The organism is Pantoea sp. AG702 (genome assembly GCF_003182295.1).
GTDB classification, from domain to species: Bacteria; Pseudomonadota; Gammaproteobacteria; order Enterobacterales; family Enterobacteriaceae; genus Pantoea; species Pantoea ananatis.
Genome location: NZ_QGTU01000001.1, coordinates 1,036,465 through 1,052,066, shown reverse-complemented (window position 1 = coordinate 1,052,066; position 15,602 = coordinate 1,036,465). Strand labels below are relative to the sequence as shown.

Below are 15,602 nucleotides of genomic sequence, written 5' to 3'. Positions count from 1 at the left end.
GACTATTTTTTCATGTGTAGCCCACTGCGGGGCCGGTGAAATGACTATATGAGAAAATAACAGGCGCGTCCGTGGGTCATTGGTATCGCCGTGTAACCGATTGTACAAAGTGGGCGGGGGGAAGTGAAAGGCGGCCTTCAGACCGCCTGCTACCTTAACTGTTCAGGTAACGCTGCTCAAGATGTTTGCGGAAATAGTCCGGGTTCAGCGCCTCTCCCGTGGCATTAAGCATCAGCTGATCGGTAGAGAAACGGCTGCCGTGTTGCCAGATATTCTGTTGTAGCCAGTCAAAAACGGGCTGCAGTTCGCCATGCAAAATCAGCTCTGCCGACTGTGGAATCGCTTTTTGCAAAGCCTGGAACAACTGAGCCGCGTACATCGCGCCCAACGTATAGGTCGGGAAATAGCCGAACGCGCCATCGGTCCAGTGAATATCCTGCATGCAGCCGTTGCGGTAATTCCCGCGCGTATCGATGCCCAGAGACTGCTGCATTTTCTCATCCCAGAGTGCGGGGATATCCTCGACCTCAATCTCACCTTCGATGAGCGCACGTTCAATTTCATAACGCAGAATCACGTGGGCCGGATAGCTCAGCTCGTCGGCATCCACGCGAATCAATCCGGGTTTTACCTGCTGAGCTAAACGCACAAAGTTATCAGCCTGCAGTGCCGGTTGCGCCCCCATCTTAGCGATCACCTGCGGCAGGATGCGTTGCAGGAACTGCGCGCTGCGGCCCAACTGCATTTCCATAAACAGACTTTGTGATTCATGAATGGCGGTGGAGCGCGCCAGTGCCACCGGCTGGCCCCGCCACTGTTTGGGCAGGTTTTGCTCGTAACGGGCATGGCCGGTTTCATGGATCACGCCCATCATGGCACTCAGAAATTCATCCTGATTGTAACGGGTGGTGATGCGCACATCGTCGGGGACGCCGCCGCAGAAAGGATGCGCACTGATATCCAGCCGACCATGGTTAAAATCAAAGCCCAGCTCGGCCATAATGCTCAGCCCCAGCTCGCGCTGCGCCTCGATGGGGAATGGCCCCTGAGGGGTTAACTTGGGTTCTTGCGCCTGTTTTTCCACCACCTGTTGCAACAGCGCCGGTAGCCAGGTTTTTAACTGTCCAAACGTCTCATCCAGTCGGGCGCTGGTCATCCCCGGCTCAAAAACATCGAGCAGGGCATCGTACCGGGAACAGCCATTGGCTTGCGCGCGCAGTTGCGCTTCCTCACGACTTAAGCGCACCACCTCTTTCAAATTTGTGGCAAAGCCCTGCCAGTCATTGGCGGGACGCTGGCTGCGCCAGGCATGTTCACAGCGCGAACCCGCAATGGATTTTGCTTCGACCAGTTCGGCAGGCAGTAAGGTCGCCTGGGTCCAGGCGCGACGCATCTCGAGCAGGTTGGCGCGCTCTACATCATTGAGAGATTGCTGTTCTGCCTGCTCAAGCCAGTCACCCAGGCGCTTGTCTGTCAGGATCTGGTGCTGCAAAACACTCATCTCCGCCAGCGCTTCACCCCGCGCAGCACTGCCGCCTGGTGGCATCGTGGTCTGCATATCCCATCCGGCGATGGCGCTGACGTGGCTGAAACGCGACAGGCGCTGAAAAGTGGCACAAAGTTGTTGATAAGCTGAAGTCACATAATGCTCCTGAATGAGTTAACGTCGTGGCAGTTCCCGAAAGGGAAGATCCAGCGGCCAGCAAAAGCGAACGCTGGCCCCGCCAAGCGGGCTGGTTTCAATAGAAACCCGGCCACTTAATGCATGGGCAATAGAGTGAACGATGGCAAGGCCAAGCCCACAGCCCCCGGTGGCGCGGTCACGGCTTGGGTCGAGTCGTACAAAAGGTTCAAATACGCGTTCACGTTCATCAAGGGGAATGCCCGGGCCATCATCTTCGACCTGCAGGTTCCCCAGCGCACCATCAAACCACAGGCTAACCCGCAGGCGCTGACCGGCATAACGCAGTGCGTTATTGACCAGGTTATCCAGTACGCGCTCCATCAGTCGGGTATCTGAAATCCCGTAGTTTTCACGCTGGGGTAAATCAAGATCGATCTGTGTCTCCGGGTTTATCGCCCGGAAATCTTCCATGCGCTCACGTAACCAGTTCGCCAGATCCAGCGACTGCAAATTAAGATCGACGCGGGGCCGATCGAGACGGGCATAGGTCAGCAGCTCTTCAATCAGGCTTTCTAACTGGCTGACATCGCGGTTCAATGCCGCTGACTCCGCTTCGGTCAGATTGTCGCTCATCTCCAGACGATAGCGCAAACGTACCAGCGGCGTTCGCAGTTCGTGGGCGATGCCGTCAATCAGCTGTTTTTTACTGGCGACCAGCGTATTAATGTTTTCCGCCATTTGGTTAAAAGCCACGCCGACCCTGAACAGGCTAGAGGTGCTGTCGAAGTGCGTGCGGACATCAAGCTGTCCCTGACCAAAACGCTGAGCCGCGTGCTCCAGCCGCAGCATCTCTTTCCAGTGCGGACGTAGCCAGATAAAAACCGGCAACCCCAGCGACATCCCGATAAACACCACCAGGGCCATATCCAGCAGGCGCATCTGGTGCAGATAAAACAGGTAAGGGATTGGCCCAACGGTCAGAACGTAGTGGCTGCGGGGAATGTGCTGCAGGAAAGTGTATTTATCATCCAGCGCCACGATTTCGCCTGCGCGCAGCCGGCGCAGTTCATTTTCATCCAGTTCAAACTTACTCATTGGCTCAATATGCAGCTCAAACGACAAGCCGAGATCGAGACTCTTAATCGTCTTATTCCAGTCCCGTGGCGGGATCTCACGCAGTTCGCTGCGGATCAGATAGAGCGAACTGGCCATCAGGTCGTTCATTGACTGGCGACCGGCACGCTCGGCGGTAAATTTGTAAACCAGCCCGACCATTAGCGACATCACCAGGAAACAGACAAACAGCAGCAGGTAGAACTGAATAAAAAGTTTTTTCATACCGAACGCGTGTCCCAAGCCTGTGGCGCAAACAGATAGCCTTTATTACGGATGGTTTTAATACGAAATGGCTCGGTGGCGCTGTCGTGCAGCTTTTTGCGCAGGCGCGAAATCGCCACGTCAATGCTGCGATCCATCCCGTCGTAGCTGACGCCGCGCAGCGTTTTTAGTAGCGCGTCACGGTTCAGAATTTGCCCGGCATGGCTCGCCAGCACCCAGAGCAAATCGAAATCTGCGGTAGACAGGGCAATGTTTTCGTCAAACAGCACGACCTGACGATTGAGCGCATCAATCGTCAGAGAGCCAAAGCGTAACATGCGATTGTTTTTCGCTGGCGTCGGGGCTTCTTCGCTCTGGCCCTGCTGGGACTGGCGCAGATGCAGGCGCAGTCGGGCCAGCAACACCGCAGGGGGCGCCGTTTTCAGGATATAATCCTGGGCGCCCATCTCCAGCGCCAGAATATGGTTCATGTCGCTGTCGAGAGACGTGAGCAGGACAATCGGTCCCTGCCAGTTCGCGCGTAAGTCACGACAGATTGACATACCGTCTTTGCCTGGCAGCATGATATCCAGCATGACCAGGTCGGGCTGCTGCTCGACAATAGTGGCTTCCGCCCGATCGCCGCGCGTCTCCACAATCACTTCAATATCATGTCGTCCAAGGTAAGCGGCAATCAGCGAGCCCACTTCCGGTTCATCTTCAACGTAAACGATTTTGTGCATGATGCTTTCTAACGTAAAAAGGAGGGGTAAAGCATAACTTTTCCTGACGCAGAGCTCTATGCAATCACACGAAATATCCTTGAGTAACTGGGATATATTCCGCAAAATAGACAGTCATTAACCCTGCGTTTAACGTGTGTTCCGGATTCATTGTGATCACCTTGAGGAGCCAAAGTGTTTGATAAAGAGCTGGCATCAGCGGTATACCGCGATCGCATCTGCTTTAATTACAGTGATTTCCTGTCGGCATCCTGTAAAAAACGATGGAGCTTTGTGGATGCAATCTACGGCGTACTGCCTATATTTGGCATGGTGACACGCAAATCTGCGCACAGCTTACAGGCGAGTGAAGATCAGCTTAAAGAATTAGCATTACAAATCATTTCAACGCAGGTCAGCGATGAAATCAACATAGCCCGTTTGATCACGCTTGCCGAGCAGCAACACATTTCCCGCTTCGATATTCAGCTTCCGTACCCGCTGTCAGACAAGCAGCTTGAGGCTATTCATGAAGAATACCCTAAGCCTGTAGCACTGACACAGCAGGATGACCTGCTGTGTGTCGTACTGGATCAGGCGCACTAGGCAAGCAGTTCCCACATCGCAGGAAGGGTTGCCGCCACGATCAGCATCATGGCAACCCGTTCGACCGGCTTCAATGCCACCTCATGCCCGCGACGGCGCGCAAAAATAAACAGTAAAATACCCGGCGCATAGAGCACCACTGACGTAAACAGATGCAGCGGGCCTGACGCATACAACAGCCAGATGCCATACAGGCTGGCGCCCACACCGACGGCAAGCGCCCAAGGTTTTTGCTGTCCTTTCACCACTTTAATCAGATAAAGTCCGACCAGCAGATAGGGCACCAGAATCATTTCAGAGGCAATGATGAGCAGCGTGTTGTAATCTGCGCCGGTCAGGGCAATGAGGATCAAGCAAACCTGAATACTGCCGTTTGTCAGCCATAACGAGGCGGCAGGCGCGTTGCGGGCGTTCTGCCGGGCAATACTGCGTGGAAACGCACCCTGCTGTGCGGCAATAAAGGGCACTTCAGCCGCCATGATCGTCCAGCTCAGGTAAGCCCCGCACACGGAAATAATCAGGCCCACCACAATAATGGCGTTACCCCAGCTCCCCGTCAGGCGCGTCATCAGGCCCGCCATGGAAGGATTCCGCATTTCCGCCAGCTCCGCACGGGGAACGATGCCCAGTGACAGCAGCGTCACCAGCAAATAGACCAGCAGGGCAGCCAGCACCGCCAACAGCGTCGCGCGTCCGACATCCTTTTTATGCTTTGCACGAGAGGATACAACCACCGCGCCTTCCACGCCGATAAACACCCACAGCGTGATCAGCATGGTCTGCTTGACCTGTTCCCACAAGGGGACGCCCAAACTGAGTCCGGAAAAATCGAAGTGAAACCGGTCATAATTGAAGGCCAGTACGGCCAGCACAACAAACAGCAACAGTGGAACCAGTTTGCCAAGGGTTGCCAGCAGGTTGATGCTGGCAGCGGTTTGCACCCCGCGCAGCACCAGCCAGTGAACCAGCCACAGCAGCACCGATGCGCCCAGCATCGCCTGCCAGGTGTTACCGTTGCCAAAAATGATCCGATCAGGCGTATCCGTAAAGAAGCTCAGCGCAGAAAAAACGATAACCAGGTAGGAGACGTTAGCGATAACCGCACACAGCCAGTAACCCCACGCGGAACAAAATCCGGTCAGTTCGCCAAATCCGGCGCGGGCATAGGTAAAAATCCCGCCGTCCAGTTCAGGTTTCAGCCGCGTCAGTAACAGCATCGCCAGCGAGAGGAAGATAATCCCCGCGCCCGTGATCAGCCAGCCGATCAACAGCGCCGCCGGACCGGCGACCGCCGCCATATTTTGCGGCAAGCTGAAAACACCTGCGCCCAGCATAGAGCTGAGAACCAGCGCTGTCAGGGCACTGAGGCCTAATTTTTTCTCCAAAACGTTCTTCCTGCTAGCATAAGTGGCTGGATGACCAGCATAAACACAACGTTATATCGTCATTGTGTTACGTATAGCGCGTTAAATACTCTGAAAAACAGGCGGAGGATTTTACGGAGTGCGGTGAAGGATGGCAATGCGTGGCTATGCAAAATCGGGCAGGAATTATGCAAACAGACAACAGGGCGGCGGGCGCCGCCCTGCGGTATTTTATTTGAACAGATCGGCTGTCACGGTCAGGTTGCCACCGCTCTGGTTCTGCCACTGACGCGTCACATGGTAGAATTTAGCCCCTTTCTCGGCAGCGCGTTTCGCGGTTTCCTGTGAAACCTCGGTTGGCGTACCAAAATGTCCGCTAAAGGTTACGGTATCAAACGGCTGCATCTGTGCTGCCGTGACCGCATTCACTTCCTGGATCTCTTTGCCGTCCGGCAAGGTCACCGTATAGCGTTTACCGGTTGAGCTCTGCGTTTCAAAGAAGCGGCCTACCGTGTTGCTAGGGGTTTCTGAAGAGGCGACGCCGGGGATTTCCACTTTCTTAGCGGCTGCACCGCCTGCCGCCAGCGCTGCTTTGCCCGCCTGAGAGTCTGCCGGGATGGTGTCCGGACTCTGCACCACGCGCTGTTTCGCATCGGCCTTATAGATGTACGCGGTAATGAACTGGTTGCCGCCGGTATTGGCATCAACCTGACGCACGATAAAGAAGGAGGCTGCGCCTTTTTCTTTTGCGGCTTTGGAGATCGCGTCATTCACATCAGGCTGGCTCGGGAAGAAGCCGTTGACGGTCACGGTATCGAAGGGTTCCAGGCGATAAGCCTCTGCCTTGGGCAGCTCTTTCAGGCCATTGAACATCCGGTATTCAGTTTCCTGACTGGCTTTAGGCGCGTTGGCCTTGTACAGGTCTGCGGTCACGCGCCAGTTGCCGCTGTTACCGTTGCTGTCGTTAATGCCTTGAATGTAATAAGAATCTGCATTCAGTTCATCAGCACGTTTTGAAACGGCATCGGCCGCATCGCCAATTGCATTGAAACGACCGGTGATATTAATACGTTCGAATGGCTTCAACGCGGCCGCTTGTTCTGGCGTCAGCTCTTTAGCCGCAAATGCATTTGCCGCCAGCAGAGATAACAGGGTAGATGCCAGAATAGTGTTCTTCAGCTTCATAAAAATGATCCTTCGCCTTACGCAAAATGAGTACGAAAACGTGCTGGACTCTTGATGTATAACAGATTAGCCGCTGATTATTACATGTTATAAACACGCTGTCGCAGCCATTTTTTGCGATATATCTCTTGTTGTGAGCCAGATTATTCAATCCTGACCGCGCGCCGCGCGATTTTGCCTTACGCTTAAGACAATAAGATGAAATGCGCTGTGATAACAGTACGAAAATAGTTAATGCATTGTTAATTTTAGCTTTTTTTAAAAGGAATATCAGGGTGAAGCGCGCAACAGTCAGCAGATTGTTTGCTGCTAATGTCCCTATACAGTGAGGTTATGCGGAATTGTGTCACTCCGGCTGGATATTACGGCGAATGTGACATAACTGCGCCTGTGCAGTAGATCGTCCGTAACAATTTCAGTAGCTTTAGAAACGATTAGGTTATTGCTTTTTATCACATTGCCTGATGGTTGGTATCGGCACGGCAATGTGTACCGCAAGGATCATCCTCCTTTAATCGATGAAAGGGAAAACTATGTTAATTGGAATACCCAAAGAGCGATTGGCTAACGAGTCACGTGTGGCTGCAACGCCCAAGACCGTTGAACAGCTAATCAAGCTGGGTTTCAGCGTGGCTGTAGAGCATGATGCAGGTAAGCGCGCCAGCTTTGATGATGACAGCTATCTTGCCGCGGGTGCCTCGCTGACTGACCGCCAGCAGGTCTGGCAGGCCGATATCGTGCTGAAGGTGAACGCACCCGATGATGACGAGACAGGTCTGACCCGCGAGGGCAGCACGCTGGTGAGCTTTATCTGGCCCGCTCAGCATCCCGAACTGCTTGCAAAGCTCGCCGCGCGACATGTCACGGTGATGGCCATGGACGCCGTTCCCCGTATTTCCCGCGCCCAGTCGCTCGACGCGCTCAGTTCCATGGCGAACATTGCCGGTTATCGTGCGATCGTCGAGGCCGCACATGAGTTTGGCCGCTTCTTTACCGGGCAGATCACCGCGGCGGGTAAAGTGCCACCGGCAAAAGTCATGGTCATTGGTGCCGGCGTGGCTGGCCTGGCGGCGATTGGTGCAGCCGGCAGCCTTGGCGCCATTGTGCGCGCTTTTGATACGCGTCCTGAGGTCAAAGAGCAGGTCCAGAGTATGGGCGCGGAATTCCTTGAACTCGATTTTGCAGAGGACGCGGGCAGCGGCGATGGGTACGCCAAAGTGATGTCCGATGCCTTTATTCAAGCTGAAATGGCGCTGTTTGCTCAGCAGGCGCAAGAGGTCGATATCATCGTCACCACGGCGCTGATTCCGGGAAAACCCGCACCAACGCTCATCACCGAAGAGATGGTGGCCAGCATGAAGCCGGGCAGCGTTATTGTGGACCTCGCGGCGCAAACCGGCGGCAACTGTGCGCTGACGGTTGCCGATCAGGTTACCGTCACCGCCAACGGCGTGAAAATCATTGGCTACACCGATTTACCGAGCCGTTTACCCACCCAGTCTTCACAACTTTACGGCACTAACCTCGTTAATCTGATGAAGTTGCTGTGCAAAGAGAAAAACGGTGAAATTGCTATCGATTTCGCCGATGTTGTCATCCGTGGCGTTACCGTCGTGCGCGATGGCGAGGTGACCTGGCCTGCGCCACCGATTCAGGTCTCGGCTGCACCTAAAGCCACAACCACGTCTGCACCGGTGCAGAAAAAGAGTGAGGTTGCGACGGGATCGCCACGACGCAGCTATCTGCTGCTGGCGCTGGCCATCGTGCTTTTTGCCTGCCTGGCGAACGTCGCACCCCGTGAATTCCTGTCACATTTCACCGTCTTCGCGCTCGCCTGCGTAGTGGGTTACTACGTGGTGTGGAACGTGAGCCATGCGTTGCATACACCGCTGATGTCTGTCACCAATGCCATTTCCGGCATTATCGTGGTAGGCGCTGTGCTGCAAATGGGACATGGCGGTTGGGTCAGCTTCCTGTCTTTTATTGCCGTATTGATCGCCAGCATCAATATTTTCGGTGGCTTCACCGTCACGCAGCGCATGCTGAAAATGTTTCGTAAGGGGTAACACATGTCTGGCGGATTAGTGACAGCAGCATACATTGTTGCCGCAATACTTTTTATTATGAGCCTTGCCGGGCTTTCTAAACATGAAAGCTCAAGACAAGGGAATCTCTTTGGCATCAGCGGCATGGCAATTGCGCTCATCGCCTCCATTTTTGGTCCCGATAGTAGCAATGTCGTCTGGATTTTGCTGGCCATGGTGATCGGCGGGGCCATCGGCATCCGGTTAGCCAGACGGGTTGAAATGACAGAAATGCCCGAGCTGGTTGCCATTCTGCACAGCTTTGTCGGGCTGGCTGCGGTATTGGTGGGGATCAACAGCTATATCGATCATGCCCCCGGACTGCCCGCAGTCATGGAAAATATCCATCTCAGCGAAGTGTTTATCGGTATCTTTATTGGTGCGGTCACCTTTACAGGATCGCTGGTTGCGTTCGGTAAGCTGTGCGGGAAACTGTCGTCCAGACCGCTGATGTTGCCTCACCGGCATAAGCTGAATTTGCTGGCGCTGATCGTGTCATTCCTGCTGTTGCTGTGGTTCGTCAACACAGACAGTAGCGGCGCGCAGGGATTTGCCCTGTTTGTCATGATGGTCATTGCACTGGCTTTCGGCTGGCATCTGGTTGCCTCCATCGGCGGGGCAGACATGCCGGTCGTCGTTTCTATGCTGAACTCCTATTCAGGCTGGGCGGCGGCGGCGGCAGGCTTCATGCTCAGCAACGATCTGCTTATCGTAACCGGCGCGCTGGTGGGGTCATCGGGTGCCATCCTCTCCTACATTATGTGTAAGGCGATGAACCGTTCGTTTATCAGCGTCATTGCCGGCGGCTTTGGCAGCGACAGCAGCGCGGTAACGGACAGCGAAGAGGCTGGCGAACACCGCGAGATCAGTGCGGAAGACACCGCAGAAATGCTGAAGTCATCCACGAGCGTCATTATCACGCCCGGCTACGGGATGGCGGTGGCACAGGCACAGTATCCGGTGGCCGAGATCACCGAAAAACTGCGCGCCCGTGGCATCAAGGTACGCTTCGGTATTCATCCGGTCGCTGGGCGTTTACCCGGCCATATGAACGTCCTGCTGGCTGAGGCAAAAGTGCCTTATGACGTGGTACTGGAGATGGACGAAATTAACGATGACTTCAGCGACACGGATACGGTGCTGGTGATCGGTGCCAACGATACGGTCAATCCCGCCGCTCAGGACGATCCCGGCAGCCCGATAGCCGGTATGCCGGTGCTGGAAGTGTGGAAGGCGCAAAACGTGATTGTGTTTAAGCGGTCAATGAATACCGGCTATGCCGGTGTGCAAAACCCGCTGTTCTTCAAAGAAAACACCCAAATGCTGTTTGGTGATGCCAAAGCCAGCGTGGAAAATATTCTTAAAGCGCTGTAATAAACAAGGGCGACACAATGTGTCGCCCTTGTTGCGAACCTCGCCTGATTAGTCGTGCTCGTCATCCTCTTCAAGCGTAATCGGCGAAACAAAGTCATCCGGTTTTATCGCCAGCAGATCGCAGCGCAGGTGATCGATCACCTGTTCCGCCGTGTTGCCCAGGAAAGCGGCCGACAGTCCGGTTCGGCCAATAGTGCCTAGTACCACAATCCCCGCGCCCAGATGCCCTGAAAGTTCGGGTATGACTTCTTCCGGTAAACCTTTCTCGACATGAGTGAATTCTTCACTGATAGAGAACTTCTGCCGTAGCGCTTTCATCGCCACCAGGTGCTGGCCACGAATCGCGTCGTTGTACACACTGGGATCAAAGTCGGGCAGTTCAATGGCAATATTGATCGGTGTGATGGGATAGGCGCCCACCAGATGAACTTCGGTATGGTTTACGCTTTCTGCCAGTTTAACGGTTTCACGAATAAGTTTCTGATTCAGGGCATCGTGGTGAGGTTCTTCGCTGGCGAGGTTAACCGCCACCAGGGCTTTGCCACCTTCGGGCCAGGGCTGATCTTTGACCATCCATACCGGACAAGGACATTTACGCAACAGATGCCAGTCCGTCGGCGTAAAGATCACCGCTTCCAGCCGATCGTGCTGGTGCGCCATCTTAAGCACCAAATCATGCTGATGAGCCAGCACTTCCTGAATGATGGCTTCGTAAGGACGGTTATGCCAGATCACTTTGATATCGATATCCACGCCTGCATCCAGATAGGCCTGGGCCTGTTCGCGTATCCACTCTGAGCGCTGAGAGATCACGCCCTGACGCATTGAGGTGCGCTCATCCGGTGAGAGCAGGGTGGTCATCTCATATGAGAAGTCGTAGATAGGCAGAAAAGCTTTGATTTTGCCGCCGATAAGCTGGTTGAGATATACCGCACGTCGCAGCGCGGGCTGGTCATCCTGTTGAGGATCGATGGCGACCAGAATATTTTGATACTGGGACATAGGCTACTCTCCTTAAACCAAAGCGACTGGATTAAAGATAGCCTATGTTCAACGCAGTAAGAAAGTGAAAAAGATGTAGCCGGATCAATAAAATAACATTTATTAACCCGGCTTAACCATCAGGCTGCCTGATGGCTCTGGCCCGCCAGACCTTCCAGCATGGCGTGGTTCTCAATAGTGATGTATTTCCCTTTCACCGCCAGCATGCCTGATTTCTGAAAACGCCCCAGCAAACGGCTAATGGTTTCAACGGTTAATCCCAGATAGTTGCCGATGTCGCCACGCGTCATGGTCAAACGGAACTCACGCTGTGAGAACCCCCGCTGACCGTAACGGCGGGATAAGTTCCAGATAAAGGCCGCCAGCCGCTCTTCAGCGTTCTTCTTGGACAGCAACAGGATCATGTCCTGATCGCCTTTGATTTCGCCGCTCATCAGACGCATCATCTGCTGACGCAGGGCCGGCATTTTGCCCGATAAATCATCCAGCGTATCAAAGGGGATTTCACAGACCATCGCCGTTTCCAGCGCCTGGGCAAAGCTTGGATGGCTGGCATTCATGATGGCGTCAAAACCGACCAGATCACCCGCCAGATGGAACCCGGTAATTTGTTCATCGCCCTGTTCAGTGATGGTATAGCTTTTGATCGTGCCGGAACGGATAGCATAAAGGGAGCGGAGGTCGTCACCGGCTTTAAACAGCGTATGACCTTTCTGAATGGGTTTCTTTCGCTCAATAATGTTATCTAGCTGATCAAGCTCATGTTCGTTCAGTGTGAAAGGGATGCATAACTGGCTAATGCTGCAATCCTGGCAGTGAATCGCACAACCGCCTGACTGTATACGTTTTTCAGGGAACATAGTGGTTTGCTCGACGATAATTGACTGCGGTCAATTTTACCATTTTTCGCTCGCAAAGGAACTCATCCGAGCAGTTTTTAGGCATACAAAAAGTGTGGTCTGTTACACTTCGCTGAAGGCTGTTATTACTGGCTTTCTTGATGTCAAAGTGTAACGGCCGTCAATATATGTTTACGGTTTTATGATTTCAGACAGGATCTTTCTTTATCTTAAGACCGGGAATAAGGGTTAAAAACGGGGTTAGCGCAGACTTTCCCGATTTTGCTACTATTCGGGTTAAGCACTATTTTGCGTCATATCATTTTACAGGGGCGAGCGATGAACCTTGACGATGACAATCTGTTCCGTGACGCGATGAATGACGTTACGCCACTCAGAGATGCGGACAACACGCGGTGGAATCCTCTCTCCGCCAGTAAAAAAGCACGTCAACTGCCGCCAGAACAGGAAGATGAAAACATCTTAACGCGCGGTTATCTGGATATTATCCCGCTGGATCAGCCTCTGGAATACAAAGCAGAGGGCATTCAGCAGGGCGTGTTAGATAAGCTACGCAAGGGACAGTATACGCTGGACGCCAGCCTTAACTTACTGCGTCAGCCTGTAGAGGTCTGTCGCCAGAACCTGTTTAATTTCATTCGTGAGGTGCGGCAAGCCGGGTTTCGCAACCTGCTTATCATTCACGGTAAAGGGCGCGACAGTGAATCCCACGCCAACATCGTACGAAGTTATCTGGATCGTTGGCTACGGGAGCTGGATGAGGTGCAGACCTTCTGTGTGGCGCAAAAGCAGCACGGCGGGGCGGGCGCGCTTTACGTCGGATTACGCAAGACCGAGAAAGCGCGTCAGGACAACTGGGAGCGACATGCAAAACGCAGTCGCTAACTGTGAAATTTACGAATAGTACTCATCAGAACCTCAGCGCTCAGGCTTAAGGTATCGCCGGTCCGGGTGATAATACCGACCGGCTCGCCAGGGCCTGGAGAGGTAATGGGCAGCGAGAAGACGGCGTTGTGACTGAGATCTTCTTTAATGGCGCCTGAAGGCACAAACCAGATGTAGTCATAGCGTAGCGCCAGTTGGCGGGCCAGCGAGGTGGAAGAGGTTTCAACGCAATGTGGCGGTAAACAGCAGCCCTGCTCGTCAAGCATCTGCTGGGCCAGGCGGCGCGGAGCCGTTCCTTCGGGGGAAATCACTACCGGCCACTGCATGGCGCGGGATAAGGTGACGTTGTCACTTAACAGGGGATGTTCCGGCCTGACAACCAGTTTTAATGATTCGAGGAACAGCAGTTCATAGGTTAAGCCGGTCATCATCTCTTTATCAGCCATACGACCAATGCCGATATCAAATTCGCCCGCGCGCAGTCCGGCCAGCAAGACATTGTTGTGCAACGTGGCAACCTGAATGGTGGTGTTAGGACGCAGTTGATGAAAGCGATCGAGAATCTGTGGCAACATGCCCATCGCGGCAGTCGTAAGCGCGCCAAGCCGAATCACGGCAGGACGCTCGTTGATCTGTTCGTTAAAACTCTGACCGGCATGGTTTAGTGCATCCAGCACCTTTACCGCATGCGTCAGAAACTGCTCTCCCATGGTGGTGAGCTGTGCGCCCAGTCGGCCGCGTTCGAACAGCCTAACGCCCGTCAGTTCCTCGAGTTCGTTAAGGGTTTTAGAGAGTGCAGGCTGGCTAAGACTTAACGTCTCGGCTGCACGCCCCAGCGTTCCCTGCTGCGCAACGGCAACAAAGGCATGTAAATGACGCAAGCGAATGCGCTGATTGAAAAGGATATTTTTTTCCATTTCCCAAACTTAATGACATTGCCAGGTAACTGGCAACTATTTAAGCTGGATTTTGTTAACTTTGCTGCAAATTTTTATTAACAATGTGTACTTTTTATCGGGTTTTCATTTAAGTTACTGATAAATAATGCTTGAGGCGCTATCGTGGGATAACGCAGCCGCCAGTCGTGACTGAAAAATCATTAACTTAACTAACCATTTTTTGAATGATTATTATTCTCGTGTAAAATTCACGCGTTTTATCGTTAACGATCGGCTATCATAAGCGCCGTTTTTTTTACCAAAACTGATAGTTATTTCGTTAAGGAGAGTACGTCCGTGAGCAGCGTTGAGTCGGTAGACGTTCGCCGGTTAATCAATCAGGGTGCCCTGAGCGGTGGCCAAATTCGATTGATTGTACTCTGTTTTATCGTCGTGGCGCTTGATGGGATGGATATCGCCATCATGGGGTTTATCGCGCCCTCGCTGAAAGCGTCCTGGAACGTCACGAACCATCAGTTAGGCGTCGTCATCAGTGCGGCGCTTATTGGCCTGGCGCTGGGCGCCATGATCGCCGGTCCACTGGCCGACCGCTTTGGTCGTCGCTTAATGATTATATTCAGCGTGCTGTTTTTTGGCTTATGGACGCTGGTCACCGCGTTTTCGCACAGCATTGAGCAGATGATCCTGTTCCGCTTTTTGACCGGGCTCGGATTGGGCGCAGCCATGCCGAACGTCAGCACCCTGGTCGCAGAATATGCCCCCGAGCGCCGTCGCTCATTCATCATCACCGTGGTTTTCTGCGGCTTTACCTTTGGCGCAGCCAGCGGAGGCTTTGCGGCATCCTGGCTGTTACCGCGTTACGAATGGCATTCTGTTCTGTTGCTGGGCGGTATTTTACCGCTGCTGGTGCTCCCGGTGCTGATACGGCAACTGCCAGAATCAGTGCGTTTCTTAATTAGCCGTGGTGCGCCGGCAGAACGCATCCGAACCATTCTGGAGCGTATGATTCCGGGCAGTACGAACCCGCACAGTCAGTTTCAATCCTCCGAAGCGGACGCCACTCAGCCAGACAAAAACGCAATCGCCACGGTTATCTCTCCCCGCTACCGTACCGGCAGCCTGATGCTGTGGGGCGGCTATTTTATGGGGCTCTTTCTGGTTTATCTGATAGGTAGCTGGCTGCCTTCGCTGGTGAGTAAACAGGGGATGACCGTGACCCAGGCCGCCATTATCACCGCCATGTATCAGGCGGGCGGCACCCTAGGCTCGTTATTTGCCGGCTGGTTGATGGACAGATTTAATGCCAACCTGGCGTTGGCCGTCATCTATTTTTGTGGCGGGATTGCCATTGTGGCATTGGGTTTCTCACCGGCGCAGGTCACCGTCATGAGCAGCATAGCCTTCTGTAGCGGCTTTTGCTTTAACGGTGCTAATACCGGCATGAATGCCTTATCAGCCAGCTATTATCCTACCCATGCCCGCGCGACCGGCTCCAGTTGGATGCATGGCGTGGGCCGAATCGGTGCCATCCTCAGCGCGTTTGTGGGAGCAGAAATGCTGTCGCTCGGCTGGTCTTTTAACCTGATCTTTTTGCTTCTGGCGATTCCGGCCGTCCTCACGACAGCGATGCTGGTGATTAAAAACCGTTATGGTTTTAAGCCGATCACAAATTCATGATTT

The 15,602-nt window shown here is 53.6% G+C and carries 13 protein-coding genes; 5 read left to right on the top strand and 8 right to left on the bottom strand.

The genetic code is table 11. The annotated features are described in order from the left end of the window. Positions 1–154 precede the first annotated feature (154 nt). From DFO57_RS05020 to rstA, 3 genes are read right to left on the bottom strand one after another with little or no spacing between them, the layout of a single operon-like run. Positions 155–1,642 carry a carboxypeptidase M32 gene (locus tag DFO57_RS05020; protein WP_013025878.1) on the bottom strand — a complete coding sequence of 496 codons (1,488 nt, stop codon included), beginning with the start codon at positions 1,640–1,642 and terminating at the stop codon, positions 155–157. Between the two features lie 18 nt (positions 1,643–1,660). Then, positions 1,661–2,962: a two-component system sensor histidine kinase RstB gene (gene rstB, locus DFO57_RS05015; RefSeq protein WP_013025877.1), complete on the bottom strand. Its 1,302-nt coding sequence runs from the start codon at positions 2,960–2,962 to the stop codon at positions 1,661–1,663. Beyond that, complete coding sequence (gene rstA, locus DFO57_RS05010) at positions 2,959–3,684, bottom strand: two-component system response regulator RstA (protein WP_022623195.1); 726 nt, start codon at positions 3,682–3,684, stop codon at positions 2,959–2,961. Before rstA ends, rstB begins: the two co-directional genes overlap by 4 nt. 174 nt (positions 3,685–3,858) lie before the next feature. Between rstA and DFO57_RS05005 the strand changes: the two genes are divergently transcribed. Continuing rightward, on the top strand, positions 3,859–4,269 hold the full coding sequence (locus DFO57_RS05005; RefSeq protein WP_013025875.1) for a hypothetical protein: 411 nt from the start codon (positions 3,859–3,861) through the stop codon (positions 4,267–4,269). On the opposite strand, the gene DFO57_RS05000 is transcribed toward DFO57_RS05005, so the two are convergent. Continuing rightward, positions 4,266–5,654: a basic amino acid/polyamine antiporter gene (locus DFO57_RS05000; RefSeq protein ID WP_105076981.1), complete on the bottom strand. Its 1,389-nt coding sequence runs from the start codon at positions 5,652–5,654 to the stop codon at positions 4,266–4,268. The genes DFO57_RS05005 and DFO57_RS05000 overlap by 4 nt on opposite strands. A gap of 210 nt (positions 5,655–5,864) precedes the next feature. Further along, positions 5,865–6,818, bottom strand: coding sequence for a DUF1471 family protein YdgH (gene ydgH / locus DFO57_RS04995; RefSeq protein WP_013025873.1), 954 nt, complete (start codon positions 6,816–6,818; stop codon positions 5,865–5,867). A 533-nt stretch (positions 6,819–7,351) separates the two neighbouring features. Between ydgH and pntA the strand changes: the two genes are divergently transcribed. Beyond that, a complete protein-coding gene (gene pntA / locus DFO57_RS04990; protein ID WP_028715180.1) occupies positions 7,352–8,884 on the top strand; it encodes a Re/Si-specific NAD(P)(+) transhydrogenase subunit alpha in 1,533 nt (510 codons plus the stop codon). Positions 8,885–8,887: 3 nt separating this feature from the next. Continuing rightward, positions 8,888–10,276: a Re/Si-specific NAD(P)(+) transhydrogenase subunit beta gene (gene pntB, locus DFO57_RS04985; protein WP_013025871.1), complete on the top strand. Its 1,389-nt coding sequence runs from the start codon at positions 8,888–8,890 to the stop codon at positions 10,274–10,276. A gap of 48 nt (positions 10,277–10,324) precedes the next feature. Here the strand turns inward: pntB and uspE are convergent, their stop codons facing one another. Next, positions 10,325–11,278, bottom strand: a complete 954-nt coding sequence (gene uspE / locus DFO57_RS04980; RefSeq protein WP_013025870.1) for a universal stress protein UspE — start codon at positions 11,276–11,278, stop codon at positions 10,325–10,327. Positions 11,279–11,397: 119 nt separating this feature from the next. Then, on the bottom strand, positions 11,398–12,138 hold the full coding sequence (locus tag DFO57_RS04975) for an FNR family transcription factor (RefSeq protein ID WP_013025869.1): 741 nt from the start codon (positions 12,136–12,138) through the stop codon (positions 11,398–11,400). 318 nt (positions 12,139–12,456) lie between these two features. On the opposite strand from DFO57_RS04975, the gene smrA reads away from it, so the two are divergent. Beyond that, entirely contained in the window at positions 12,457–13,023 is a 567-nt protein-coding gene (gene smrA / locus DFO57_RS04970) for a DNA endonuclease SmrA (RefSeq protein WP_014593778.1), read from the top strand. Here smrA and DFO57_RS04965 read toward each other — a convergent pair. Next, positions 13,020–13,940: a LysR substrate-binding domain-containing protein gene (locus tag DFO57_RS04965; protein ID WP_013025867.1), complete on the bottom strand. Its 921-nt coding sequence runs from the start codon at positions 13,938–13,940 to the stop codon at positions 13,020–13,022. The genes smrA and DFO57_RS04965 overlap by 4 nt on opposite strands. Positions 13,941–14,258: 318 nt before the next feature. On the opposite strand from DFO57_RS04965, the gene DFO57_RS04960 reads away from it, so the two are divergent. Beyond that, the gene (locus tag DFO57_RS04960) at positions 14,259–15,599 is read left to right on the top strand and encodes an aromatic acid/H+ symport family MFS transporter (RefSeq protein WP_013025866.1); all 1,341 of its coding nucleotides are present in this window, start codon (positions 14,259–14,261) and stop codon (positions 15,597–15,599) included. The last annotated feature ends 3 nt before the right edge of the window (positions 15,600–15,602 follow it).